At 66.2% G+C, this 24,488-nt stretch carries 24 protein-coding genes; 6 read left to right on the top strand and 18 right to left on the bottom strand.

The features are described 5' to 3' along the window. Positions 1 to 11: 11 nt before the first annotated feature. The 4 genes from C5L14_RS05405 to C5L14_RS05390 form a co-directional block, all read right to left on the bottom strand. On the bottom strand, positions 12 to 506 hold the full coding sequence (locus C5L14_RS05405; protein WP_105861016.1) for a DoxX family protein: 495 nt from the start codon (positions 504 to 506) through the stop codon (positions 12 to 14). Positions 507 to 525: 19 nt separating this feature from the next. Further along, entirely contained in the window at positions 526 to 1,281 is a 756-nt protein-coding gene (locus C5L14_RS05400) for a DNA-binding domain-containing protein (protein WP_105861015.1), read from the bottom strand. After that, complete coding sequence (locus C5L14_RS05395; protein ID WP_105861014.1) at positions 1,281 to 2,144, bottom strand: DUF692 domain-containing protein; 864 nt, start codon at positions 2,142 to 2,144, stop codon at positions 1,281 to 1,283. The genes C5L14_RS05400 and C5L14_RS05395 overlap by 1 nt, the downstream gene beginning before the upstream one ends. 74 nt (positions 2,145 to 2,218) lie before the next feature. Then, the gene (locus C5L14_RS05390; RefSeq protein WP_105861013.1) at positions 2,219 to 2,500 is read right to left on the bottom strand and encodes a BufA1 family periplasmic bufferin-type metallophore; all 282 of its coding nucleotides are present in this window, start codon (positions 2,498 to 2,500) and stop codon (positions 2,219 to 2,221) included. A 501-nt stretch (positions 2,501 to 3,001) separates the two neighbouring features. Between C5L14_RS05390 and argC the strand changes: the two genes are divergently transcribed. Continuing rightward, the gene (argC, locus tag C5L14_RS05385) at positions 3,002 to 3,961 is read left to right on the top strand and encodes an N-acetyl-gamma-glutamyl-phosphate reductase (RefSeq protein ID WP_105861012.1); all 960 of its coding nucleotides are present in this window, start codon (positions 3,002 to 3,004) and stop codon (positions 3,959 to 3,961) included. A 131-nt stretch (positions 3,962 to 4,092) separates the two neighbouring features. Here argC and C5L14_RS30605 read toward each other — a convergent pair whose 3' ends face one another. Genes C5L14_RS30605 through C5L14_RS05375 form a run of 3 tightly spaced genes read right to left on the bottom strand, consistent with a single transcriptional unit; the run spans position 4,093 to position 6,444 of the window. Beyond that, entirely contained in the window at positions 4,093 to 4,626 is a 534-nt protein-coding gene (locus C5L14_RS30605) for an AAA family ATPase (RefSeq protein ID WP_245443263.1), read from the bottom strand. Further along, positions 4,623 to 5,522 (bottom strand): ROK family protein, encoded by a 900-nt coding sequence (locus C5L14_RS30600; RefSeq protein ID WP_245443261.1) that lies wholly within the window; start codon positions 5,520 to 5,522, stop codon positions 4,623 to 4,625. Before C5L14_RS30600 ends, C5L14_RS30605 begins: the two co-directional genes overlap by 4 nt. A 10-nt stretch (positions 5,523 to 5,532) precedes the next feature. Beyond that, positions 5,533 to 6,444 carry a tagatose-bisphosphate aldolase gene (locus C5L14_RS05375; RefSeq protein ID WP_105861011.1) on the bottom strand — a complete coding sequence of 304 codons (912 nt, stop codon included), beginning with the start codon at positions 6,442 to 6,444 and terminating at the stop codon, positions 5,533 to 5,535. 208 nt (positions 6,445 to 6,652) lie between these two features. Between C5L14_RS05375 and C5L14_RS05370 the strand changes: the two genes are divergently transcribed. After that, positions 6,653 to 7,546: a sugar-binding transcriptional regulator gene (locus tag C5L14_RS05370; protein ID WP_105861010.1), complete on the top strand. Its 894-nt coding sequence runs from the start codon at positions 6,653 to 6,655 to the stop codon at positions 7,544 to 7,546. A gap of 52 nt (positions 7,547 to 7,598) precedes the next feature. Here the strand turns inward: C5L14_RS05370 and C5L14_RS05365 are convergent, their stop codons facing one another. Genes C5L14_RS05365 through C5L14_RS05350 form a run of 4 tightly spaced genes read right to left on the bottom strand, consistent with a single transcriptional unit; the run spans position 7,599 to position 12,763 of the window. Then, positions 7,599 to 8,162: a sarcosine oxidase subunit gamma gene (locus tag C5L14_RS05365; RefSeq protein ID WP_105861009.1), complete on the bottom strand. Its 564-nt coding sequence runs from the start codon at positions 8,160 to 8,162 to the stop codon at positions 7,599 to 7,601. Further along, on the bottom strand, positions 8,155 to 11,157 hold the full coding sequence (locus tag C5L14_RS05360; RefSeq protein ID WP_105861008.1) for a sarcosine oxidase subunit alpha family protein: 3,003 nt from the start codon (positions 11,155 to 11,157) through the stop codon (positions 8,155 to 8,157). Before C5L14_RS05360 ends, C5L14_RS05365 begins: the two co-directional genes overlap by 8 nt. After that, positions 11,154 to 11,504, bottom strand: a complete 351-nt coding sequence (locus tag C5L14_RS05355; protein WP_105861007.1) for a sarcosine oxidase subunit delta — start codon at positions 11,502 to 11,504, stop codon at positions 11,154 to 11,156. Before C5L14_RS05355 ends, C5L14_RS05360 begins: the two co-directional genes overlap by 4 nt. 8 nt (positions 11,505 to 11,512) lie before the next feature. Continuing rightward, on the bottom strand, positions 11,513 to 12,763 hold the full coding sequence (locus C5L14_RS05350; protein WP_245443259.1) for a sarcosine oxidase subunit beta: 1,251 nt from the start codon (positions 12,761 to 12,763) through the stop codon (positions 11,513 to 11,515). A 451-nt stretch (positions 12,764 to 13,214) separates the two neighbouring features. On the opposite strand from C5L14_RS05350, the gene C5L14_RS05345 reads away from it, so the two are divergent. Beyond that, positions 13,215 to 14,213, top strand: coding sequence for a GlxA family transcriptional regulator (locus C5L14_RS05345; protein ID WP_082979449.1), 999 nt, complete (start codon positions 13,215 to 13,217; stop codon positions 14,211 to 14,213). Between the two features lie 161 nt (positions 14,214 to 14,374). Here C5L14_RS05345 and C5L14_RS05340 read toward each other — a convergent pair whose 3' ends face one another. The 4 genes from C5L14_RS05340 to C5L14_RS05325 all read right to left on the bottom strand — a co-directional run bounded on the left by C5L14_RS05340 (position 14,375) and on the right by C5L14_RS05325 (position 18,213). Next, positions 14,375 to 15,034: a DUF1345 domain-containing protein gene (locus tag C5L14_RS05340; protein ID WP_181161031.1), complete on the bottom strand. Its 660-nt coding sequence runs from the start codon at positions 15,032 to 15,034 to the stop codon at positions 14,375 to 14,377. 34 nt (positions 15,035 to 15,068) lie between these two features. Then, the gene (locus C5L14_RS05335; protein ID WP_105861004.1) at positions 15,069 to 15,980 is read right to left on the bottom strand and encodes a polyprenyl synthetase family protein; all 912 of its coding nucleotides are present in this window, start codon (positions 15,978 to 15,980) and stop codon (positions 15,069 to 15,071) included. A gap of 156 nt (positions 15,981 to 16,136) precedes the next feature. After that, positions 16,137 to 16,862, bottom strand: a complete 726-nt coding sequence (phbB, locus tag C5L14_RS05330; RefSeq protein ID WP_105861003.1) for an acetoacetyl-CoA reductase — start codon at positions 16,860 to 16,862, stop codon at positions 16,137 to 16,139. Positions 16,863 to 17,040: 178 nt separating this feature from the next. Next, positions 17,041 to 18,213, bottom strand: coding sequence for an acetyl-CoA C-acetyltransferase (locus C5L14_RS05325; RefSeq protein WP_105861002.1), 1,173 nt, complete (start codon positions 18,211 to 18,213; stop codon positions 17,041 to 17,043). Between the two features lie 462 nt (positions 18,214 to 18,675). Here C5L14_RS05325 and phaR point away from each other — a divergent pair, with 462 nt between their 5' ends. Then, complete coding sequence (gene phaR / locus C5L14_RS05320) at positions 18,676 to 19,284, top strand: polyhydroxyalkanoate synthesis repressor PhaR (protein WP_105861001.1); 609 nt, start codon at positions 18,676 to 18,678, stop codon at positions 19,282 to 19,284. A 43-nt stretch (positions 19,285 to 19,327) separates the two neighbouring features. Here the strand turns inward: phaR and C5L14_RS05315 are convergent, their stop codons facing one another. From C5L14_RS05315 to zapE, 3 genes are all read right to left on the bottom strand, one after another. Further along, the gene (locus C5L14_RS05315; protein ID WP_105861000.1) at positions 19,328 to 21,007 is read right to left on the bottom strand and encodes a bifunctional diguanylate cyclase/phosphodiesterase; all 1,680 of its coding nucleotides are present in this window, start codon (positions 21,005 to 21,007) and stop codon (positions 19,328 to 19,330) included. A 332-nt stretch (positions 21,008 to 21,339) separates the two neighbouring features. Then, positions 21,340 to 21,942 (bottom strand): TetR/AcrR family transcriptional regulator, encoded by a 603-nt coding sequence (locus C5L14_RS05310; protein WP_105860999.1) that lies wholly within the window; start codon positions 21,940 to 21,942, stop codon positions 21,340 to 21,342. 19 nt (positions 21,943 to 21,961) lie between these two features. Further along, positions 21,962 to 23,140 (bottom strand): cell division protein ZapE, encoded by a 1,179-nt coding sequence (gene zapE / locus C5L14_RS05305; RefSeq protein WP_245443279.1) that lies wholly within the window; start codon positions 23,138 to 23,140, stop codon positions 21,962 to 21,964. Between the two features lie 377 nt (positions 23,141 to 23,517). Here zapE and ykgO point away from each other — a divergent pair, with 377 nt between their 5' ends. Further along, complete coding sequence (ykgO, locus tag C5L14_RS05300) at positions 23,518 to 23,643, top strand: type B 50S ribosomal protein L36 (protein ID WP_068283257.1); 126 nt, start codon at positions 23,518 to 23,520, stop codon at positions 23,641 to 23,643. 103 nt (positions 23,644 to 23,746) lie between these two features. Further along, positions 23,747 to 24,304 (top strand): tetratricopeptide repeat protein, encoded by a 558-nt coding sequence (locus tag C5L14_RS05295; protein ID WP_105860998.1) that lies wholly within the window; start codon positions 23,747 to 23,749, stop codon positions 24,302 to 24,304. Positions 24,305 to 24,488: the final 184 nt, after the last annotated feature.

The raw sequence follows: 24,488 nt of genomic DNA, 5'->3' as shown, positions 1-24,488 counted from the left end.
GCGATATCGCCTCAGGCGAACGAGACCTTCCGGCCGGTCCAGCGGGCGATCAGGGCATCGAGCGAGAAGAAGCCGCCGCCGAACTTGGCAAGATAGAGGGCACAGACCATCCAGGGCAGATGCTCGTTGTAATGGTCTGGATAGACGAAGAGCTGGATCACCAGCGCCATGCCGAACAGGCCGAGCCCGCCGAGCCGCGTCGCCAGCCCGACGAGGACCAGGATGGAGAACACGCTTTCGCCCAGCAGGGCCAGATGGGCGGCGAGCTCCGGCGGCAGCAGCGGCAGCTTGTATTCCTCTTGGAAGAGATAGACGGCGCTGTCCGACAGGGAGAACAGCGTGCCGTCGGCCACCTTGGTGCGGGCCGACCACCAGAACACCCGGAACAAGGCGATGCGGGCGATCAAGGCGATAAGCCAATGCGGGATGAGGGCGAAGAGACCGATGAGGCGATCCACCAGCCCTGCCGAGGCCGGATCGGGGGATGCGAATGTCGTGCGGGTCATGGCAACACTCTCCGGCTGTTCAGATCTGGAAGCGGCAGGCGATGCCGGCCGCAACCAGCCCCGCAATGGCGGCGGCTAGGTTGAAATCAGGGGTTTCGGCGAAGGCGGCCTCCGCAGCCGCCTCCAGGGGATGTCCGGCCAACAGGGTGGCCAGGAAGGCGTGGCCGCCCGGCGGCAGGATCTGTACCTCCACATCGAGGTGGGGACGGGTCACCAGCACGTCTTCGCCGGACCAATCCGTGATCTCCCGCGCCTCGCCGCCGGCATTCATCTGCCAGATCGTCGCCACCGGAAAGGGCGAACGAAGGAGCCGCATGGCCGGATGGGTCTCGATCCGCACCTCGTGCAACCGCGCGGGATCGAGGGCGGTGAGCGCCGATGGCGGGGCCGGCTCGGCATCGGCGGCGTGATAGGCCTGGGCGCGGGCGATTTCCAGGCGCATCACATCGGGAAGATAGGGAACCGCCCGCGCCGGCTCGAAGGTTTCGGTGAAGGCCGGCAGGTCATCGCCATAATCGAGAAGGAGCGGTGAGCGCGGCGGATGCTGGCGCGCAAAGCCGATGGCCAGGGCGCGGAAGAAATCGGCACCCACGATGGCGATCGAAGCGGGAAAGCGGCTCTCCAGCGCCGCGGCGAGGCCGAACGCGACATTGTCGCGATAGACCGCGAAGCGCCGGTGCGGCGACACCCCGTTATGGGCGGCAAGCCCCGCGGGCAGCGCGGCTGCGGGATCGAGCACGGCCAGGCGAAACGAGGATTGGGTGTCGGCGAGCATCAGGCGGCCCTCGCCCTGATGACGCGCGACATCGCCGCCTCGGCGAGCGCCGCCTCGCGGGCCAGCACCGGCCAGTCCGGCACGTCATTGTCCCATTCGATCAGGGTCGGCAGCCGCCCTGTCAGCGCAATCACGCGTTCATACAGCGCCCAGACCGGATCGGCGACCGGCCGGTCATGGGCGTCGATCAGCAGCGGCGCGCCCGCGTCGTCAACCGTCTCGGCATGGCCTGCGAGATGGATCTCGCCCACCAGGTCGAGCGGGAAGCGATCGAGATAGGCTTCCGGCGAGGTCGCGTGATTGGTGGCGGAGACGAAGACATTGTTGATGTCGAGCAAGAGGCCGCAGCCGGTCCGCCGGGCGATCTCGCGCAGAAAATCGGTCTCCTCGATGGTGCTCTCCTCGAACAGGAGATAGGTCGAGGGATTCTCAAGCAGCATGCGCCGTCCTAGCGCTTCCTGCACCTCGTCGACATGCGCGCAGACCCGCTGCAAGGTCTCGGGCGTATAGGGCACGGGCAGGAGATCGTTGAGAAAGACCTCCTCATGGCTCGACCAGGCCAGATGCTCGGAAAAACTCGCCGGGCTGTAGCGCTGTTCGAGCGCCTTCAGCCGGGCGAGATGGTCCTTGTCGAGGGGCCGGGCCGCGCCGATGGACAGACCGACGCCGTGCAGCGACAGCGCGTAGTTTTCACAGATGGCCCGAAGCTGTGCATGCGGCGGGCCGCCGGCTCCCATGTAATTCTCGGCATGGACCTCGAAGAAGCCGATTTCGGGCCGGCTGGCGAGAATGGTCTCGACATGCTCCGGCTTGAGCCCGGCGCCGGCGCGCAGTGGCAGTCTCGTGCTGGCGGGATTGTTCATGGCGCTCTCCGAGAAACCGAGGGAAGGCGGGAACCGCCGCGACGAGTCGGCGGCTCCCCTGGCGCTAGGCGCTATCAGCTCTTGACCGGCGTCAGCGAGCCCATGCCCTTTGGCGTCTTCATGGTGACGCAGCTTCCCTTCGGCACCAGCTTGAAGGACTGGCCGTCATAGTCGATCGTCGAGGTGCCGGCGCAGGAATGCGCACCGGCGGCGCAATCATTCTGCCCCTTGAGGGCGACGCCGTAGCATTTTTCCTTGGAGTCGTCGGCCTTGGCGGGAGCCGACAGCAGAGCGGCGGCGCTGGCGACGGCACCGGCGAGAGCGAAGGCGGTGCTGGCCTTGGTGAACATGGACATGGGAGTTTCCTTCTGTTGGCTGGAAGGCGGAAACGGCCTGTCGCCGCTCCGCATGGCCTTGACTATGACCGGCCCCGGTATCGGAGCCAAATCAAGTGAGCGTGCCGAAAACCACACTTTTTGCGCTAAAACATGTGATTCCAGCCGCTGTAACGATATTCGTCGCTGCGGCGTAAGTTGTTACCCGCCGGATTTGAAGGAAATGCTCGCAACGCGCTTTCCGGTGCATGGACGTCCCGCCCCATCGGCGCCGACCCCGGGGCTTTTGGGTGGGTCGATCTGAAGATCGACCCACCCAAAGAGCGCCAAGCTCCGCAAAGTCGACGCCTATGGGCGTCTCGCCCGTATTTTCCTTTGAGGAAGCAAGATGCCTCCAAGAGCGCCTCCAAGAGCGGGCCGTCCCCGCGTAGCCGCAATACGCTCCGGCATTGACAGTGACGGCTCTTGCTCCGATATAGCCAGCGTTCCCGACAGCCCGCCTCTCCTCAAGGAGGATCAGACATGGCCGCCCTCTCCGACCTCGCCGAAAAGCCGCACCAGGCCGGCGCCGTCCGCACCGTCTTCATCGACGGCGAAGCCGGCACCACGGGTCTCGGCATCCGCGAGCGATTGGCGTCGGTAGCGGGCGTTGCCCTGCGCAGCATCGCGCCCGAATTGCGCAAGGACGTCGCGGCGAAGAAGGCGCTGCTGGCCGAGGTCGACCTCGTGGTGCTCTGCCTGCCCGACGCCGCTGCCAAGGAAACCGTGGCGCTGATCAGCGAGCTCGACGGCAAGAAGCCGAAAGTGCTGGACGCCTCGACCGCCCATCGCGTCGCCCCGGGCTGGGTCTACGGCTTTGCCGAATTGGCGCCGGGCCAGGCCGAGGCCATTGCCAAGGCGAGCCATGTCGCCAATCCCGGCTGCTATCCCACCGGGGCGATCGCCCTCATCCGCCCTCTGGTCGATGCCGGCGTGATCCCGCCGGATTATCCCGTCACCGTCAATGCGGTGAGCGGCTATTCCGGCGGCGGCAAATCGATGATCGAGGCCTATGAGGCCGGCACCGCGCCCTCCTTCGAGCTCTACGGCCTGACGCTGGAGCACAAGCACGTGCCGGAATTGCAGGCCTATACCGGGCTGACCCGCCGGCCGATCTTCGTGCCTTCCGTCGGCAATTTCCGCCAGGGCATGCTGGTCTCGGTGCCGCTGCATCTGGACACGCTGCCGGGCAAGCCGAAGGCAGCGGACCTCCACGCCATCCTCGCCGACTATTATGCCGGCGCCAGACTGGTCAGCGTCGAGCCGCTGGACGGCGCCGGCAAGATCGAGGCGGAAGCGCTCAACGACACCGACCAGCTGGAGCTTCGCGTCTTCCCGCACGAGGCCCATCGCCAAGCCGTCCTGGTGGCGAGGCTCGACAATCTCGGCAAGGGCGCTTCCGGGGCGGCGGTGCAGAACATCCAGCTGATGCTGGGCGTCTGAGAGCGGCATCGACCGCCCTCTTTTCCGTTCCCGGCTAGAGCGCCCTGACAGAATGGGGCGTACCATGCCTTCTCCACGAAGTGGGGAAGGTTTGTCGCGCTTCGTGTTGCCGGGATAACGTGAGATTCCCCTCACCCCGCCAAGACCTGGTCCAGCCAGGCCAGCAGCGCCGCCTCATCGAAACCGGTGCTGGTATCGATATCGAACAGGGGGCCGCGCCTGAGCGGCTCGGCACGCTGCGCCAGCGACGGCAGCTCGGACAAAAAAGCCTCGCCGGGATGGCCGGGATGGCGGGACGACAGGCGCGCGCGATAGCGCTCCACCAGAATGTCCGGCGGGGCATGGCACCAGATCTCCGCCGTGAGGCCGATTCCGGCCCGGGCAAGATGATCTTCCAGGACGTCGCGGGGCTGGAAGCCGAACCAGGCGTCCACCACGAAGGTCATGCCATCCGGCGCGGCGGCGACGATCGACCAGATCGCCTGCGAGCTCGCCCGGCCGAGTTTACGGTTATAGTCGCGATCGCCCACGCCGAGATGGTCGAAGAACGGCTCCTTCACCGTGTCGAGGCCGAGAATGGCCCAGCCGCGCACATCGGCGACGAAGCGGGCGACGGAACTCTTGCCGCTGGCGGGAACGCCGTTGACCAGCACCGCCTTCTTCATGGCACGGCCTTCTTCTCGGGATCGGCCTCCCGCCTGCCGGCCAGGGCGGCCCCGATCACGCCGGCATCGTCGCCCAGAGTCGCGGCGGCGACCGGGCATTGATACCAGGCCGACAAGGCGGGCACGGACTGCAGGGCGAGTGCGGCCGCCTTACCGAGGCCGCCGCCGAGCAGAACCAGCGCCGGGTCGAAAGCCGCCACCAGGCTGTCGATGGCGGCCCGCAGCGGCTCGGCCCAGGCTCTGATCACGGCCTCGGCCCGCCTGTCCCCTTCGAGGCGCAAGCCGAGCAGCTGCCCGGCCGTCATGTCCGCGGGCAGGCCGGCTTCGCGGATATGCCGCCCCAGCGCCGTGCCGGAACTGGTAGTCTCCACGCAGCCGCGTCGGCCGCAGGCACAGGGCAGGCCGCCGACATCGACGGTGACATGGCCGAACTGGCCGGCGCTGCGCTGGCCACGCAGCACCCTACCATCCAGCGCCACGGCGCCGCCGATACCTGTTCCGATCGTCAGCATCGCCACATTGGCGGTTCCCCGCGCCGCGCCTGCCGCCATCTCGCCGACCAGCGCCATGTTGCAATCATTGTCGACGAAGATCCGCTTGCCGGTACGCTGCGCCAGCGTGGACGCCAGCGGCACGCTCGACAAATCGACATAGCCGCCGGAAAGCACCTCGCCGCGCAGGGCATCGACCCGGCCGGGAACGCCGATGCCGACGCTGTCCACATGAGGATTGTCGAGACGGCCGATCATCTCGACCAGCCTGTCGACAAGGGCAACGGGCTCCGCCACGCTACGCTCGGCGAACCATTGCAGGATCTCGCCTCCGGCCGCCACACGCGCGGCCCGGAGATTGGTGCCGCCGATGTCGATGCCGATCGCCTCTGGCTCTGCTGGCATGGCCGGTTTCTCAGGCGGCCTGCGCCTTGGCGAAATGTCGTTCGATCACCGCCTGGATCTCGCGCAGGCGCGGCACGGCGATGTTGCGCAGCCTGTCGGCCTGCGCCGCCCGGTCGAGCGAGATGCAATCCTTCCACAGCGCCCGGCCGGCGATCACGCCGGATGCACCATTGCGCATGGCGGTCTCGACCTGGCCGAGGAAGGTGGCATGGTCGACGCCGGCCGACAGCACGGCCCAGGGCACGTTGCCGGCAAGGCGGGAAACCGCCGCGCAGGCCTCGGCATGGCCGGGAAACGGCAGCTTCAGCACCTTCGCGCCGAGATCGAGGCAGATGCGCGTGCCCTCCACCACCAGGTCCGGGACCTTGGCCGCATAGTCCTCGCGGCTTTCGCCCGGCAGGTCATAGGTGAGGAACTCCACCACCAGCAGCAGATCCTCGCGGGCGAAATCCTCGATGCAGCGGCGCAGGATCTCGATGTTGTGCGTGTTGGCCTCGGGCCTGTCCGCCCTGAGATAGACCATGATCTTGCCGCCGGTGCCGCCGAGTTCGCGCACGCGGCGCGCATCGACGCCGGGCACCAGGCGCGAAAGGCGATAGCCCTCGGGCGAGCGGTCGAAGCCGGAGGCGTCGAGCCCGATCAGCAGCGCGACGTCCCGCGCCAGCACGCCATCATCCACCACTTTGGGCACCGCGCAGAGCGGATCGAGCAGCACGCAGGACGCCTCGTTGGCGAGGTGGCGCACGATGTCGGCCTTGGTCTCGCCCAGCATGGCATCGCTGATCGCCGCCTGTTCGGCCGGATCGCTCGCCAGGATGGTGCGCATGCCGCCGCGCTGGTCGCAGGCGATCACCATCATGGCGCCATTGCCGCCGCAGATCTGCCGATAGCCGCGATATTCCGCCGTCGTCATCGCCGCCATGGCGCTCTCTCCCCTTGCGCGGCTGCCTCGATCGCGGCCGTTGCTTGTTTCCTGTCGAGCGGGTAGCGATCTTGCCATGGCGGGCGTGGGACCGGCCAGTGATGCTCTTCCCACTGCGTCGCCATGTATGTAACATATTTCTGAAAGGAATTGCAAACTGCCGGACACCTCGCCCAGTGACGCCACGGCCACCCGCAAGACGCTGCATATGGTGGCGCGCCTTCATTACGAATCCGACCTCTCCCAGGTCGAGATCGCCCGGCGCCTCGGCCTGTCGACGGCCACCATCTCGCGGCTGCTGCGCCGGGCGCGGGAGGAAGGCATCGTCCGCATCGAGATCCGCGATTTCACAGCGCCCGAGGATTTGACCCGCGAGCTCGTCGAGACCCTCGGCCTGCGCAAGGCGGCCCTGGTGGAGACGACCGAGGTCGGGCTGCTGGCGGCCCTGGCCCAGCCCGTCGGCACGCTCTTGAAGGAGGCGGGGCTGAAGGACGGCTCGGTGCTCGCCATCGGCTGGGGCCGCGCCATCCGCGAGGTGATCCGCGCCGGGCTGCCCAGCATACCGGGCGTGATCACGGTGCCCGCAACCGGCGGCATGCAGCAGCCGGCGCCCCATTTCCAGATCAGCGAATTCGTAAGGCTGGCGGCCGAACAGCTCGGCGGCACGCCCCAATTCATCCACGCGCCCTATCTGCCGTCGCAGGAATATCGCGACGCCTTCGTCAATGATCCCACCATTCGCGATCAGATCGCCCTATGGGACCGCATCGATGCCGCCCTGGTGGGGGTCGGCCTGCCGCATGGGGTCGATCCCGTGCATGCCGGCGCCGCCACCTCGAGCGAACGCGCCCTGGTACACGCGGCGGGCGACGTGATCCGGCATTATTTCGACGAAGACGGCCGTCTCGTGCCCTGGGACGGGGATGAGCGGCTGATCGCGGTGTCGCCCGAGCAGTTGCGGGCTGTTCCCCTCGTCATCGGCGTGGCCGTTTCCCCCGCCAAGGCGAAGTCGATCATCGGCGCTGTGCGGGCAAGGCTGATCAATGCGGTGGTGACCGATACCGCCACGGCCGAAACCATGCTCGCCTTGCTGCGAAAATAGAGCGCGGGCTGGTCGCGGCATCCGGGAGGCGGGTCTGAAGACCCGCTGCCCGCTACTTCACATATTCCCGTGCAGCCTGTTCGAGCTGGCCGTGCAGATAATCGGTGAAGGAGCGCCAGACCTCGACGTGGAAGTCACTCGCGCCCTTGCGCCACAGCACGATTTCCGCCTTGGCGAACAGCGTGCGCGTGGCGGTGCCGACGGGAAAGACCTTGGGGTCGAGATCCAGCATGACGCCGGCATTGAGCACGTCGGCGGCCAGCGAGCCGGAAACCAGGATGCCGACATTGCGATGGCTCACATCCACCAGCGAATGTGGCTCCTGCACGGCGGCCTCGATGGCGGCATAGGCCTCGGCTTCGGTATTTTCCGGCGCGAGCAGCAGCCATTCGTCCGGGCCGAGCTTGAAGGCGGTGCGGACGCCATCGGTGGCGGCGGTGTTGATCGCGGTTGGCAACGCCAGCCCGAAGGCCTGGCCGGCCGCGACAGCGGCGCTGTCCGGGCCGCGCAGCACCAGGCGGGCGCCGCGCGGCGCCGCCTCGATGGTGAGGCGGCTGCGGGCGGTGATCGGCGCGATGCCGTCGAGCGGATCGCGGCGGGTTGCGATATCAGCCATTGAGCCGCGCTCCTTCCTTGTCGATGAAGATAGGATCGACCACCTTCGCGGCGATCGAACCGCCGGGCATCGGCACATAGACCGTCTCGCCATAGCGCGAGCGGCCGCGCTCGAGATTGCACAAGGCGATGGAACGGCCGAGATTGGCGCTCCAATAGGCCGAGGTGACGTGGCCGAGGGCATGCTCGCCGATGGCGGGTTGCGCCACCTCGGTGATCTGCGCGCCCTCTTCCAGCACCACGCCGGGATCGACGGTGAGGAGGCCGACGAACTGCTTGCGGTTGGGATCCTGCAGGTCCGGCCGCATCAGGCCGCGCTTGCCGACGAAATCGGCCTTGGCCTTGCCCACGGCCCAGCCGACGCCCGCCTCGTCCGGCGTCAGCGTGCCGTCGGTGTCCTGGCCGACGATGATGTAGCCCTTCTCGGCGCGCAGCACATGCATCGCCTCGGTGCCGTAGGCGCAGCCGTCATATTTGACGACCTCGGCATGGATGGCCTGCCAGACGGCGCGGCCATACGCCGCCGGCACATTCACCTCGAAGCCGGCCTCGCCGGTGAAGCTCATGCGGAACAGCCGGGTGGGTACACCGCAGATGCGGCCTTCCTTCACCGACATGTGCGGCATGCCCTCCCTGGAGATGTCGATGCCCTCGACCAGCGGCGCCAGCACATCGCGGGCATGCGGGCCCTGCACGGCGACCACCGCCCACTGCTCGGTGGTGGAGGTGAACCAGACCTTGAGGTCGGACCACTCGGTCTGGAGATAGTCCTCCATGTGCGAGAGCACACGCGGCGCTCCGCCCGTGGTGGTGGTGACATGGAAGCGATCGGGCGCCATGCGGCCGACCACGCCGTCGTCATAAACAAAGCCGTCGTCGCGGGTCATGATGCCGTAGCGCAGGCGGCCCGGCTCCAGCTTCATGAACGGGTTGACATAGATGCGGTGCATGAACTCCGCCGCATCCGGGCCGACCACCTCGATCTTGCCGAGGGTGGAGGCGTCGAACATGCCGACCTTTTCGCGCACCGTCTTGCATTCGCGGTTGACTGCATCGTGCATGCTCTCGCCGGCGCGCGGATAGTACCAGGCGCGCTTCCACAAGCCGACATCCTCGAACACCGCGCCCATCTCGACCTCGGCCTCGTGCATCGCGGTCTTGCGGACGGGATCGAACAGGTCGCCGCGCGCCGTGCCGGCGAACAGGCCGAACGTGGTCGGCGTATAGGGCGGGCGGAAGGTGGTCAGGCCGACCTGCGGCACCTTCTTGTCGATCGCCTTGGCGGCGATGGCCAGCGCGTTGATATTGGAGGTCTTGCCCTGGTCGGTCGCCATGCCGGTGGTGGTGTAGCGCTTGACGTGCTCGATCGAGCGGAAACCCTCGCGCGTCGCCAGCTTGATGTCCTTGGCGGTGACGTCGTGCTGGAAATCGACGAAGGCCTTGACCCTGTTGGCATTGCGGTCATGCGGCAGGGCGCCGGTGTAGAACCCTTCCTGAGAGGTCTCGCCAGCGACGTCGAAGGTCTTGAGCGCGCCCTTGTCGAAGCCGGCGTCTCGCCCGGCGTCATGGCCGGCGGCAAAGCCGTCATTGATCACGGCGCCGAAGTCGAACACGCCGCGGCAGGCACCGGCCGAACGTTCCTCGTCCCGGGCGAAGCCCGGCACGAAGATCTGCTTGGCTTCGTCATAGCGCAGCTTGCCGCGCGACTGCGAAAACAGATGGACCGTCGGCGTCCAGCCGCCCGACATCAGCACGAGGTCGCAGGAGACCGTCTCCCGGTCCCTCACGGTACCGTCGGTTCCGACACGGCCGAGCCTGACGGCATTGACGCGCAGCCGCCCGCTGGTGCTCATCAGCGTTGCGCCGAGACTGACGCGGATGCCGGCCTCCCGGGCAGCGGCGGTAAGCGCGCCGCCATCGGGCCTGATGTCGGCGATCACGGCGATATCGATGCCGGCGGCCTTGAGGTCGAGTGCGGCCTGATAGGCGCTGTCGCAGGCGGTGAACACCACCGCCCGATTGCCCGGCTTGACGCCGTAACGGTTGACATAGGTGCGGGCGGCATCCGCCAGCATGATGCCCGGGCGGTCATTCTCCGGGAACACCAGGGGACGCTCGATCGCGCCGGCTGCAATGACGACCTGCTTGGCGCGCACCTGCCAGAGCCGCTCGCGCGGCATGCGGGCTTCCGGCTGGGCGACATGATCGGTCAGCCTTTCGGCCAAGGCGACGAAATTGTCGGAATACCAGCCGAAGGCGGTGGTGCGCGGCATCAGCCGGACGCGATCGTTGAGAGCCAGCGACATGATGATGTCGGTGGCCCAGTCGCGTGCGGCCCGGCCTTCGATGGTCGCCGTGGTCTCAGCCAGCAGGGAGCCGCCGAGCTCGGCCTGCTCGTCGACCAGGATCACCGAGGCGCCGGTCTCGGCCGCCGCGATGGTGGCCGCCAGGCCTGCCGGCCCCGAGCCCACCACCAGCACGTCGCAATGGGCATAGCGGTTGAGGTAGCGGTCGGGGTCGGCCACCTTGGGCGCCTCGCCGAAGCCGGCCGCGGCGCGGATCTTCGGCTCATAGACCGTTTTCCAGAAGCTCTGCGGCCACATGAAGGTCTTGTAGTAGAAGCCCGAGGCGAAGAAGGGCGACATCGCGTCGTTGACGGCACCGGCATCGAATTTCAGCGAAGGCCAGCGATTCTGGCTGATGGCGACGAGGCCCTCATAGAGCTCGACCTGCGTGGCGCGCAGATTGGGCGTGGTGCGTCCGGCATCCCGGATCACCGTGACCATCGCATTCGCCTCTTCCGAGCCTGCCGACATGATGCCGCGCGGCCGGTGATATTTGAACGACCGCCCGATCAGGTGTACGCCATTGGCGAGCAGGGCCGAGGCGAGCGTATCGCCGCGCACGCCCTGATAGGCGACGCCGTCGAAGGTGAAATTGATCGGCTTGGCGCGGTCGATGCGGCCGCCGGCCGCCGTGCGGAGAGAGGCGGTCACGAGCGCGCCTCCGAGTTCCTGGCTTCACGATTGGCGGGCGTGGCGGCGGCAAGCTCGGCGGCGAGCGCCGCGAGATCCGGCTTGGGCTCGCCCTGCTTGTAGGTCTTCACGAACTTGTCGGTCACGGTGTGGCGCACGGCGTTGAAGAAGCGCGCGCAACCATGCACATGGCGCCAGCGCTCAGCGATCAGCCCCTTGGGATTGGAGCGGGTGTAGAGGAAGCCTTCCCAGACCTCGTCCGTCGGATTGTCGGCAAAGGCAGGGCGGGCGATATGGGCCTCGCCCATGTTGCGGAACTCCAGTTCCGGACGATCCTGTTCGCAATAAGGGCAGCGAATGAGCAGCATGGCGGTCCTCAGTGCGCGACGGCGGCGGCGGCCGCTTCGTCGATCAGGCGTCCGGTGCGGAAGCGATCAAGGGTGAAGGGAGCGGCGATCGGATGGGGCTCGCCCGTCGCCACCGTATGGGCGAAGACATGGCCCGAGCCCGGCGTCGCCTTGAAGCCGCCCGTGCCCCAGCCGCAATTGACGAACAGGCCTGGCACCGGGGTCTTGGACAGGATGGGCGAGCGGTCGGGCGTGACGTCGACGATGCCGCCCCAGTTGCGCATCATGCGGGTGCGGCGCACCACCGGGAAGAGTTCGCAGATCGCGTCCAGCGTGTGGGCCGCGATATGCAGGCCGCCCGTCTGCGAATAGGAGACATACTGGTCGGTGCCGGCGCCGATGACGAGGTCGCCCTTGTCCGATTGCGACATATAGGCATGCACGGTGTTCGACATCACCACGCAGGGCATGATCGGCTTGAGCGGCTCCGACACCAGCGCCTGCAGGGGGTAGCTTTCCAGCGGCATGCGCACGCCGGCCATTTCCATCACAACCGAAGTGTGGCCGGCGGCGACCACGCCGAGCTTCTTGGTACGGATCGTACCCCGGGAGGTCTCCACCCCGGAAACGGCGCCGGAGGCATCGCGCAGGATACCGGTGACCTCACAGTTCTGGATGATGTCGACGCCCAGCGCGTCGGCGGCGCGGGCATAGCCCCAGGCCACCGCGTCGTGACGGGCGACGCCGCCGCGCCGCTGCAGGGCGGCGCCCATGATCGGGTAGCGGATATCCTTGGAGACGTTGAGGATCGGGCAGAATTCCTTCGCCTCTTCGGGCGTCAGCCATTCATTGTCGATACCCGCCAGGCGATTGGCATGGATATGGCGCTTGAAGACCTGGATATCATGCACGTTGTGCGCCAGCATCATCACGCCGCGGGCCGAATACATCACGTTGTAATTCAGCACCTGGGACAGGTTCTGCCACAGCTTCATCGCGTGGTCGTAGAGCTTGCCGCTCTCCTCCCACAGATAGTTGGAGCGGATGATGGTGGTGTTGCGGCCGGTATTGCCGCCGCCCAGCCAGCCCTTTTCGAGCACGGCGATATTGGTCATGCCATGCTCGGCGGCCATGTAATAGGCGGTGGCGAGGCCATGGCCGCCGGCACCGATGATGATGGCGTCGTAGCTGGCCTTCGGTTCGGGCGAGCGCCATTGCTCGGGCCAGTCCTGATGACCACGCAGCGCGTTGCGCGCCAGGGAAAAGACAGAAAACCGCACGTGTTGCCGCCCGTTGGATGGAGTCTTGAATGGCGCGACTATCATCATTCCGCCCAGGGGCAGTCTAGCACGGAAGCGACGCGCCTTTTGTCGCATTGGAAGAAATTGCGCAAAACGCCCCCATTCGCCCGCGCCCGAACAGGACGCATTTGGGATAGTATTTGACCATTAGGTCGCAAGCCAATGCCTCACATTTGTCAATTTACGACATTAAAGGCGACATATGGTCGGGCCCACATCAGAATTCTTCAAAAAATGTCGCAATATCGTCTCGGTTCGTCGTTTCGGAGAACGCGGTAAAAGCCGCCCCGCAACCGACGTTTTGACCAGAATGGGCGCGTAGACGCCCGATGCCATCATGAGGGCGAGCGCTCCATCCAGTGCGCTTTCCCGCCTCCGTCACGCTTCGTACCGCCGGCCAACCCGGCGGAGGTCCCAGGGAGAACTGCGTATGAATATCCGGCCGGATATCGGCGCCACGCATACCGTCGGCTTTCTGCTCACTCCGAATTTCTCGATGATCGCCTTCGCGGCGGCCGTCGAGGTTTTGCGCCTGACGAATTACGTCACGGGCGCGAAGGCCTTCGCCTGGCGGCTCTACTCCCCGGACGGCCAGCCGATCGAGGCCTCGAACGGCGTGGCTTTGGCGGTCGACGGCTCCTATGGCGATGTCGGGCCGATGCCGGAGATCATCGTGTGTTCCGGCATGGACGTGCAGAAATATGACCATGGTCCTCTGATCGCCAAGCTGCGCAAGCTCGCCTTCTACGGCGTCTCGATCGGCGCCGTGTGCACGGGCACCTACATCCTGGCCCGGGCCGGCCTGCTCGACGGTCATCGCTGCGCCATTCACTGGGAAAATTACGACAGTTTCCGCGAGGAATTCCCCGAGATCGACGCCACGCAGGAACTGTTCGAGATCGACCGCAACCGCTTCACCTGCGCCGGCGGTACCGCTTCGATCGACATGATGCTGGCGCTGATCACCGCCAAGAAAGGCGCGGTCATCGCCGCCCTGGTCACCGACGAGCTCATCCATCACCGCATGCGCGATTCGCATGAGCGCCAGCGCATGGAACTGCGCGCGCGCCTGGGCGTCTCCCATCCCAAGCTACTCGCCGTGATCGGCGAGATGGACAAGCGCCTGGAGCGCCCGGTTTCCTGCGCCCAGCTCGCCCGCACGGTGCGCCTGTCGCCCCGCCAGCTCGAGCGGCTGTTCCAGCGCTATCTCGACACCACGCCGACCCGCTATTACCTCGAAATGCGCCTCAACCGAGCCCGCCAGCTGCTGCGCCAGACCTCGATGCCCATCCTGTCGGTGGGCCTGGCCTGCGGCTTCGTCTCCGCCTCGCATTTCTCCAAATGCTATTCGGAACATTTCGACCGCACCCCCTCCGAGGAGCGCAAGGGCATGCGGGTCGAACGCAACGTGGCGACGGCGATCGCCTGACTTATGGAGGCATTCTCGGCCACTGCCATGGTCGAGGAATTCGATGAGCCGGCGGCAGGGAGGCCTGCGACCGATGCAGCGTCACGCTTCCGGTCGCGGCGGCCCCGCAAAGGGGACGGCGGTTCTTCGTCGTGCCCCGGCGGCGACAATGGTCGAGCCGATCAATTCCCACCCAGCAATCCGGCGGCGATATTGATCGCCAGGGCCAGGATGGTGGCGTTGAAGAAGAACGAGAACACCGCATGCGCAGCGACGATGCGGCGCATCGGCCGCGAGCGCAGATTGGTGTCTGATGTCGCCGAGGAAGCGCCGATCGCCACCGAGAAATAGACGAAGTCCCAATAATCCGGCGGCTCGGGATCACCGCCGAAATCCAGGCTCGGCTTACCCGGGCGTCCGCCGTCATTGTAGTAGATATGGGCGTAATGGATGGCGAAGATGGTGTGGATGAAGAACCAGGAACAGACGATCGTGGTCACCATCAGCGGCAGCGACAGGATATCACCGCCCACCTGGCTCTTGGTGGCCTGAAGCTCGAAGATCACACCGGCAAAGCTCGCCGCCGCAGCCAGCATCGACAGGATCAGGATGGTGACGGCCCCTTCATCGAGGGAATCAGCCTTGTGGCTGAACCGTTCCGGCGGCAGGCGCGACAGCCTGTAGCTGACGATCACCACGAAAAGGACCGTGGCCAGGCACCAACCGGCCAGCAGGCGTTCGAGCCAGGGCAGGCCCGGCACGACAAGACCGAGAGCCATGCCGGCGACCAGGCTCCAGAGCAGGACCGGCCTGGTGGTCAGCGGACGCAGAAAATGCCTCACTCCAGAGGTTCCACTCGCAGCCCCGGTTGGAAGCTCATTTGCGCCTGTCCGCCGTGAAGCGGGCGGCGGCGCGCAGAATATCCGCCTCCGCGCCAAATCCGGCAAGCGCGGCGAGGGCATCGCCGGTAAGACGCTCGAGCTCGGCCCGCGCCTTCTCGACGCCCCACAGGCCGACCAAGGTCGCCTTGCCGCGCCCGGCATCCTTGCCGGTGGCCTTGCCGAGCTCGGCGCTGGAAGCCTCGATGTCGAGAATGTCGTCGGCGATCTGGAAGGCGGCGCCCAATGCGCGGCCATAGGACAGCAGGGTTTGGTAGACCGGCGCGTCGGCGCGCCCGATCACCGCTCCCATTTCCACCGCGCACGAGAGGATCGCACCCGTTTTCATTGCCTGCAGCTTGGCGACGGCAGGGGCTGAAAGCTCGGCTGTCTGCTCGAATCGGCCCTCCGCTTCGAGGTCCAGCATCTGGCCGCCGGCCATGCCCGCCCCTCCGGCGGCTCTTGCCAGCAGTCGCACCAGTTCGGCCCGCATGGCCGCATCCAAGCTGGTGGCGCCATCGGCCAGGGTCTCGAAGGCCAGGGTCTGCAATGCGTCGCCCGCGAGGATGGCGGTGGCCTCGTCATAGGCCAGGTGCAGCGTCGGCTTGCCGCGGCGCAGTTCGTCGTCGTCCATCGCCGGCAGATCGTCATGGGCGAGGCTGTAGACATGCACGAGCTCGATCGCCGCGCCCGCCCGCAGGGCCGTCGCCTGATCGCCGCCCAGCAGGCGGGCGGTTTCGACCACCAGGAAGGGACGAAGCCGCTTGCCCCCGCCAAGGGCGGCATAGCGCATGGCGCTCAGCAGCCGCGGCGGCACCGGCGGATCGGTGGCCACATCGAAGATCGCCACCAGCACATCTTCGATCTCACTGGCCACGGAGGCGAGGCGGTGATGGAAATCGACGGTCATGAAACGCTCATGGAAACTCTCCTCTCCCGACCCGGGAAAGGATCACGCAAGATTATCGGGAAACAACGCAGGCTGGCCGCGATGATGGAACGCGAAACGGGTCGCCGCGTTCCATCGATCGTCGCCGCCTCCGCTGACAGGCGGTGCAGCCCGGCCTCAGGCCAGATATTGCCCGCCATTGATGCTGAGTGTCGAACCGGTGATGTAGCCGGAATCGTCGGAGGCCAGAAATACCACCGCGCGGGCGATTTCGTCCGGCTGGCCCAGCCGGCCCGTCGGAATCAGCGGCAGAATGCGGGTCTCCAGCACTTTGGGATCGATCGCCTGCACCATCTCGGTGCCGATATAGCCGGGCGCGATCACATTGGCGGTGATGCCTTTGGCTGCCCCTTCCAGCGCCAATGCCTTGACGAAGCCGATGTCGCCGGCCTTGGCGGCGGAATAGTTGACCTGCCCCGCCTGTCCCTTCTGGCCGTTGATCGAGGAGATCACGATCACGCGGCCAAAACCGCGATTGCGCATGCCCTCGATGACCGGGCGGGTCATGTTGAACAGGCTGTCGAGATTGGTGCGGATGACGGCGGACCACTGGTCCTTGCTCATCTTGTGGAAGAAACCGTCACGGGTGATGCCGGCATTGTTGACCAGGATGTCGACCGGGCCGAGGTCCTTTTCCACCTGCGCCACGCCGGCGGCACAGGCATCGAAATCGCCGACGTCCCACTTGTAGGTTGCAATGCCGGTTTCGGCCTTGAACTTGGCCGCCGCTTCGTCATTACCGGCATAGCTGGCGGCAACCGTGTGGCCGGCCGCCTTGAGCGCCTTGGAGATGGCAGCGCCGATGCCGCGCGTTCCGCCGGTGACGATTGCAACTCTGGTCATGGTGCCTCCTTGGTAACGATTGGTGTTCTTTTTGGAAATTTAGTCATTCCGCGCGCGATGCGGCACACAGTGACGCTTCGCGGACGCTGAATCGTAAGCCGAAGATACCCCTTCCATAATGCCGTCCCGTGTCTGCACTGCACCCCCGTGGATGCAGTGCGCACGGGACGACTCGCGATCACCGCTCGACGGTGAGGGCGATGCCCATGCCGCCGCCGATGCACAGCGTGGCGATGCCCTTCTTGCCGCCGCGGCGGGCAAGCTCGTGCAGCAGCGTGACCAGCACGCGAGCGCCGGAGGCGCCGATCGGATGGCCGATGGCGATGGCGCCGCCATTGACGTTCACGATGGACGGATCCCAGCCCATGTCCTTGTTGACGGCCAGGGCCTGCGCCGCGAACGCCTCGTTGGCCTCGACCAGGTCGAGGTCCTTGACGCTCCAGCCTGCCTTTTCGAGCGCCTTGCGCGAAGCCGGGATCGGGCCCGTGCCCATGATGGCGGGATCAACGCCCGCAGTGGCCCAGGAAGCGATGCGCGCCAGCGGGGTGAGGCCGCGCTTCTCGGCATCCTTGGCGCTCATCAGCACCACGGCGGCGGCGCCGTCATTGATGCCGGAAGCGTTGCCGGCAGTCACCGTGCCTTCCTTGCTGAAGGCCGGACGCAGCTTGGCCATGGCATCGAGCGTGGCGCCGTGGCGGGGATATTCGTCGGTATCCACGATGACATCGCCCTTGCGGCCGGGCACCGTGATCGCGACGATCTCGTCCTTGAAGCGGCCTTCCTTCTGGGCGGCCTCGGCCTTGTTCTGCGAGGCGACGGCGAAGGCGTCCTGTTCCTCGCGGGTGAGCTGCCAGCGGGCCGCGATGTTCTCGGCGGTCGTGCCCATGTGATAGCCCTGGAAGGCGTCGATCAGGCCGTCCTTGAGCATCGAATCCAGGAACTTCACGTCGCCCATCTTGGCGCCGGCGCGCAGATGCGCGACATGCGGGGCGAGCGACATCGATTCCTGGCCGCCGGCCACGATGACGGAGGCGTCGCCATTGGCGATCTGCTGCAGGCCGAGGCCGACGGCGCGCAGGCCCGAGCCGCAGAGCTGGTTGAGGCCGAAGGCGGTCTTCTCCTGGGGCACGCCGGCCGCCATTGCCGCCTGGCGGGCCGGGTTCTGGCCGCCGCCCGCGCTCAGCACCTGGCCGAGGATGACTTCGTCGACCTCGCCGGCCTCCACCTTGGCGCGAGCCAGCGCTTCCTTGACGGCCGCCGCACCGAGCGTGTGGGCCGGCGTTGCTGCGAAGGCGCCGTTGAAGGAGCCGACCGGCGTGCGCGCGGCGCTGACGATGACGACATCACTCATGGCAATTTCACTCCTCTAGTGTTCCGTTCTGCGACTGCCCGGCGGACCAACGCTTTCCGAAGCAGACTTTGCCTGCTTCATCCGCCCTGGGAATGAAGCAGGTCTGGGCATGAAGCAGGTAAAGTCTGCAAATCTTCCAAGTCTACCGATTGCAGTCGAGCCGATCTCAGATCCACCCGAGCGCAATCTGCCTGGGCATATGGGACGCTTGGCGCGCCGCCGTCAATGCGCCAGGTGAGTTTACCGCGCTTGCACAAAGATGTTTTCGCGACCGCGAAAAGAGCCTAGATTTGTCAGACCGTGGGGGTGATCATCCTTCCGGAAGAGCAATTCCGGAGCGGGGTACCGTCGTCGGACGGAAGGCCGTCGCGGCAACCCGGGATGGTTCGGAATTTCCAGGCTTGTGCAGGCGAGCCCGTTCGGAAATTCTGCAAGGCAGGGAAGAGCGTAAGGGGCAGTAGGATGGCGAAAGCAAAAGAGCCGACCACGATCAAGAAATACGCCAACCGGCGCCTCTACAACACGGGTACCTCGACTTATGTCACGCTCGAAGATCTCGGCGCCATGGTCAAGGCCGGCGAGGATTTCGTGGTCCATGACGCCAAGACCAACGAGGACATCACCCGCCAGGTGCTCACCCAGATCATCTTCGAGCAGGAGAACAAGGGCCAGAACCTGCTGCCGATCACCTTCCTGCGCCAGCTGATCCGCTTCTATGGCGACAGCATGCAGGCGCTGGTGCCGAGCTTCCTCGAATTCTCCATCGACAATCTCACGAAGGATCAGCAGAAGCTGCGGGAGCAGATGACGCAGCATCTTACCAGCGGCTGGGGCCAGGCGCCCTGGGTCAATGGCGGTTTCGGCGCGCTCGAGGAACAGGCCCGCAACAATATGGCGGCCTTCCAGCGCGCCTTTCGCCTGTTCTCGCCCTTCGCCCAGACCGAGAGCGAGGACGTGAAGGAACCGGCCGCAACCGCGACCTCCAAGAGCAGCGACGATCTCGATACGCTCAAGAAGGAGCTGGCGGAGATGAAGTCGCGCCTCGACCGCATCAGCGACGAGAAGAAGTAGAACGCAGCGCCCGTCTCCCGCAAAGGCAGAAGGCGTCTGCAGTTCAGGTCCCGGTCAGCGCCATCGGCGCCTGGCGGCCGGCATCGCGCAGGCGTGGCAGTTCCAGCCGGAGCGTGCCCGCCACCGTTCCCATCAGGCGGCTGCAGCCCCAGGTCAGCAGCTGGCGGGCGATCACCTCGTCATCCACCCATTCCGCCGCCATGTCGAGGCCGTGCCGCGCGCCGGTTTCGATCAGGCAGCGCAGCGTGAAGCGCCCCTGCGCAACCTGGTCGGCCATTTCGACCAGCACGCCGTTGAGCGTCACCTGGCGGACTTCGAGGGCCTGGAGTTCGGCGAAATCGAGATGGCCGCCGCCGAAACCGCCAATACCGAGCCGGGCGCCTGAAGCGCGGATCGCCCGGCAGTAGCGGCCATTATTGTCGAGATCGGCCTTGGCCAGCGCCTCGTCGAGCTCGATGGTCAAACGTTCGAAACTGTCCCCCGGCCCCCGGCGCGGATCGACGACGACCGGCAGGGGCAGGATCAGTTCGATACCGGGATGGCGGTCGAGCACCATGCCGGCCAGGTCCACCAGCCGCAGGGCAAGCCTGCGGACGAGCGCGCGGTCGCAGGCCGGAGTCAGCCAGGCCGGCTGCAGGGACGCCGATGCCGGGGCAATGCCGGGCATCCGGATGAAGGCCCGAGCCCGGAAAGCCTGCCGCCCTCCCGCCTGGACTGCCAGCACCGGCTCGAAACCGAGGAAGATGCGGTCTTCGTTGAGCGCCAGCGCCAGGCGCTGCGCCGCATTGGCCGACGCGGCCTGGTGGTCACCTTCCGCGAAGATCGCGATGCCGCCCGGCGTTTCGCGTTCGCAGCGGTCGAGGGCCTGCTGGGCTGCATGGAGCGCCGTGCCGGCGGTCTCCGCCGAAGGCGCGATGTGGACGGCGCCGATCGAGACCGTTGGCTGGATCGCGCCAGCCTCTGCTTCCACGGTGACGCGCTCGATCGCGAGCTGGAAGCGTTCCGCCGCCGCCCTGATATCCCCGGCCTGGCATCCGGGCAACATCACGGCAAACTTACCGTCCGCAATGCTGGTGAGGCTGTCGCCGATGCGCAAGACACTGCGCAATCCGCGCATCACCTGGGCGCAGACGCGATCCGCCACCACGGCGCCAAAGGCGCCGTGGATGGCACCGAGCCGGTCGATGGTCGCCAGGAACAACCCGGCCTGCCGGCCCGCCGCACAGGCCTCGGCCAGGGCTGCGGCGAAGACGCGGTCGTGAATGCCGATCACGGTATGGGTGGAGCCGGCAGCCTCGTCCTCCGGGCATTCGGCCACGACACGCACCAGGCCGCGCGCGACAACGGGGCGGCCGTCCGGCCCGGCGAACCAGCGTCCGCGATCTTCGATCCAGCGCTTCCGGCCCACCGCATGCGGACGATAGCTGTAGCGCAGGCAATAGGGCGCCCCTTCCGTCGTTCCCCCGTGGGCGCTCTGGAGGATGGCCTCGTGCCGACCGCCGGGCCGGTCGAGGTCGATCAGGCGGGCAAAGGCCTTGCCGTCGGCGATGTCGGCTGCAGTGCGCACGCCGAGTACGGCAGATGCTCCCGCTCCCCAGGCGAGGCGATCGGTCTCCAGGCACCATTCGTAGCTGGCCTGGCCGAGGGCGCCGAGAAGGGCGCCGGGATGAAGGGTCGGCTGGTCGACACAAATGCCGGAAACCGGCACGGCACTATCATACATGCTTCGCGTCCTGCGCCCGCGGCATCGGGCGTGAAAGGGGAAGCAAGAACAATGCCGTGGAATGATTAATAGGTCGGAAATGGGGAGGCGGGGAACGCGGACTCTTGCCCTCGCTCTAACGAGGGCAGAGGACCGTTCAAGAGTAAGCGCCCTGTCCTCCCCGGCCGAGCTTCTCGCGAGCGCCGCGAGAGAGGGCGAGGGGAAGGAGTTCCAAGGGCCGAGGCACGATGTGTGGCCCCTGGATCCCCTTCCCGCCGCCGGTGGCGGCGCCGGGGATGACAGAGCGCTTACTTTTGAGCCATCGCTAAGAGCCAGCTCCCCCGCGAAGGCCTCTACACGCTGCCGGCCACCATGGCGCGGATCATCACGCGCAGCAGGCGGGCGAGACGCTGGTCCAGTTCCAGCCGGTTGGCATCCCGATCGGCAGCGATGGCCGCCGGATCGATGAAACGATGCAAGGCATCGCCGAGAAAGGCGATCAGCCTCTCGTTCGAGCGGGCGCGGAACAGTTCGATGGAGCGCCCCTCGTCGATGACACGTTCGATCAGGCTGCGGATACGGCGCCGATGCTTGCGGACCACCGCGCGGTTCTCGCCGATCGCCGACAGCCAGGCCGCAAAGAGATTGGGTTCCTGGTCGAGGCGCTCGCGATAGAGCCGTGCCAGCAGCAGCATCATGCGCTCCAGCTTATCGTCGGCCGGATCGGGCGCGTCGGCGACCACGGCGAGCTGGGTCTCCACCGCCTTGTGCCAGTCGGCGGTGACGGCGTCGATCAGCGCGTCCTTGGAGGCAAAATAGCGATAGACCGCGGCATGACTGACCTGGGCCTCGCGCGCGACCGACACCACGGACGTGCGTTCCAGCCCGTGCTTGCGCACGTGATCGGTGGCGATATCGAGGAGACGCGCGCCGGTCGGTTCGCTCTTGCCGCCCATGCCCTGCCTCCCTGCCGGCTCAGCCGTCGACCAGCGAGGTCTTCGCCGGCGCCCGATGCGGCTGGGCGAGATAGACTTCCGAACGCATCTCGATCAGGCGCGAGATGGTGCGCTGGAACTCGAAGCCCTCGCGCCCTTCCTGATAGGGATAGATCCCGGTCGGCTCCGCCGCCGCTGAGGCCACCAGCTTGGCGCCGCGATCATAGAGGCAGTCGATGAAGAGGATGAAACGTTTGGCTTCGTTGCGCTGCTCCTGTCTGAGCACCGGGATGTCGTCGACCAGCAGCGTGTGGAAATGCTCGGCCAGGGCGAGATAGTCGGCCGAACCCAGAGGCTGGCCGCAAAGTTCGGCGAAGGAGAAACGGGCGACGCCCATGGCGGCCTGCGGCACTTTCAGGGCACGGCCCTTGACGGTCAGCACCAGCGGCAGGCCCTCTTTCCTTCCCGTAAGGCGCTCGAAGGCCGCATCCATACCGGCGCGGACCCCGGGCCCGCTGCCGACGAGATAGGTCTCCCCGCCCGAAAGCTTCTCCAGGCGATAATCGGTGCGCGCCTCCAGCTTCACCACCTCCATATGCTGCTGCAGCAGCGCGATGAAGGGCAGGAATAGGGCGCGGTTCAGGCCATCCTCATAGAGCCGGTCGGGCACCACGTTGGAGGTGGCGACCACCACCACGCCATGCGCGAACAGCTGGGTGAAGAGACGGCCGAGAATCATGGCATCGGCAATGTCGGTGACGGAGAATTCGTCGAAGCACAGGAGCTTGGCCTCTTTGGCCAATATCTCGGCCACCGGGCCGATCGGATCATCGCCCTTGACCCGCCCTGCCCGGATCTCGCTGCGATAATGGAAGATGCGCTCATGCACGTCGTTCATGAAGGCATTGAAGTGCACGCGGCGATGGCTGATGCCGGCCGGCACCGCCTCGTGGAACAGATCCATCAGCATGGTCTTGCCGCGCCCGACCTCGCCCCAGATATAGAGCCCCTTCGGCGCCGGTCTGGGCTTGGCACGCCCGAACAGCCAGCCGAGGGCGCCGGGCTTGCGTGCTGCGGGCATCTCGCCCAACTCGTCCAGAACGCCCTGCAGGCGGGCGAGGACCGCCTCCTGGGCCGCATCGCGTTCGAGCCCGCCGGCGGCGACGAGGGCGAGGTAGCGGTCGAGAAGGGAAGTCGGGGCGGGTGCGTGCAAGGAAATGTCCCGTTCGGTGGTGGCGGCAATGCCCGGTCGGCGCGCAGTCTTAACCAATGCTGCAGCACTGGCATAGGGGTGGCGTTGCAAGGCGATCGGGTGAAAGCCTGTCGATCATCCCGGACGCATTGTGGCGCGAGGGACTTCCGGATGCGCGGGCATCTTGCCCTTTCTTCCTATGCCGCGAATGCCGTGTTTCCAGGAACGGGCAATGCGCATACATTCGGAACTTGCCTTCCGGCGAGGTCGTCAACCCGAATTCGGAGCCCTGATGTATCACTTCCGCCGTTGACATCCGGCCCCCTCGTCGCTAGAACCCCGCATCTTTCGAATTTGGGAGCTCTTGCGTCTTCTCGCGTGCTCCAATCTGAGGCACGGGAATCATGAAGATCCGCAATTCGCTCAAGTCGCTGCGTACGCGCCACCGCGACAATCAGCTGGTCCGCCGCAAGGGCCGCGTCTACATCATCAACAAGACCCAGAAGCGCTACAAGGCCCGCCAGGGCTGATTTCGCGCCGAATTTTCGGGTCTGCCGCGTTTGAACCCGGCCGCAGCGATGCGGCCGGGTTTTTGTCTTTGAATCCGCCACAATCTCGCGCCACTATCCAGGCATGAGAATCGCGATTCTGGCCCTGATCGGCATGCTTGCCGCCCCCGCCGCCGCTTTGGCCGACGCCAGGCCGGCCGGCGATCCCGAGCTCGACCGCCTCTATGAACGCCTTGCCAAGGCCCAGTCGGAAAAGGAAGCCGACAACATCGCCCTTGCTATCGAACGGGTGGAGCTGCGCTCGGGCAGCGATACCACCGACCTCTTGATGGACCGGGCGCTGACGGCGATCAAAGCCTCGAATACCGACAAGGCCATCAAGATCCTGAATGCCGTCATCCATCTCAAGCCCGATTACGCCGAGGCCTGGAACAAACGCGCCACCGCCTATTACCTGAAAAAGGACTATGCCCGCTCGATCGCCGACGTCGCCGAGACGCTCAGGCGCAATCCGCGCGAATATGGCGCCTGGAACGGGCTGGCCATGATGCTGGTCGACCTGGGCGACAAGAAGAATGCCTATGAGGCACTCAAACATGCGCTGGCGATCAATCCTCATATCTCCGGCGCGCGCAAGATGATGGACGAGCTCAAGTCCGAAGTCGAAGGACGCGATATCTAAGGCTCCGGGACAGCAAGCTTCGGCCGGCCTGGGGGACGGTGCTTGTAAAGCAGCATACGAGATGCTCGCCGGACAGCTTGGCGACCGGCCATAATATTGGAGGGTCGATCTCCAGATCGACCGTCTTCGCCCACAATCAAGCATGACCTTTCCTAGAGCAAAGCCTGTTCGAGCGTGAACGCTT

This window comes from Labrys okinawensis (assembly GCF_002982075.1).
In the GTDB taxonomy this organism is placed as follows: domain Bacteria; phylum Pseudomonadota; class Alphaproteobacteria; order Rhizobiales; family Labraceae; genus Labrys; species Labrys okinawensis_A.
This window is presented reverse-complemented; position numbering and strand designations above follow the sequence as displayed.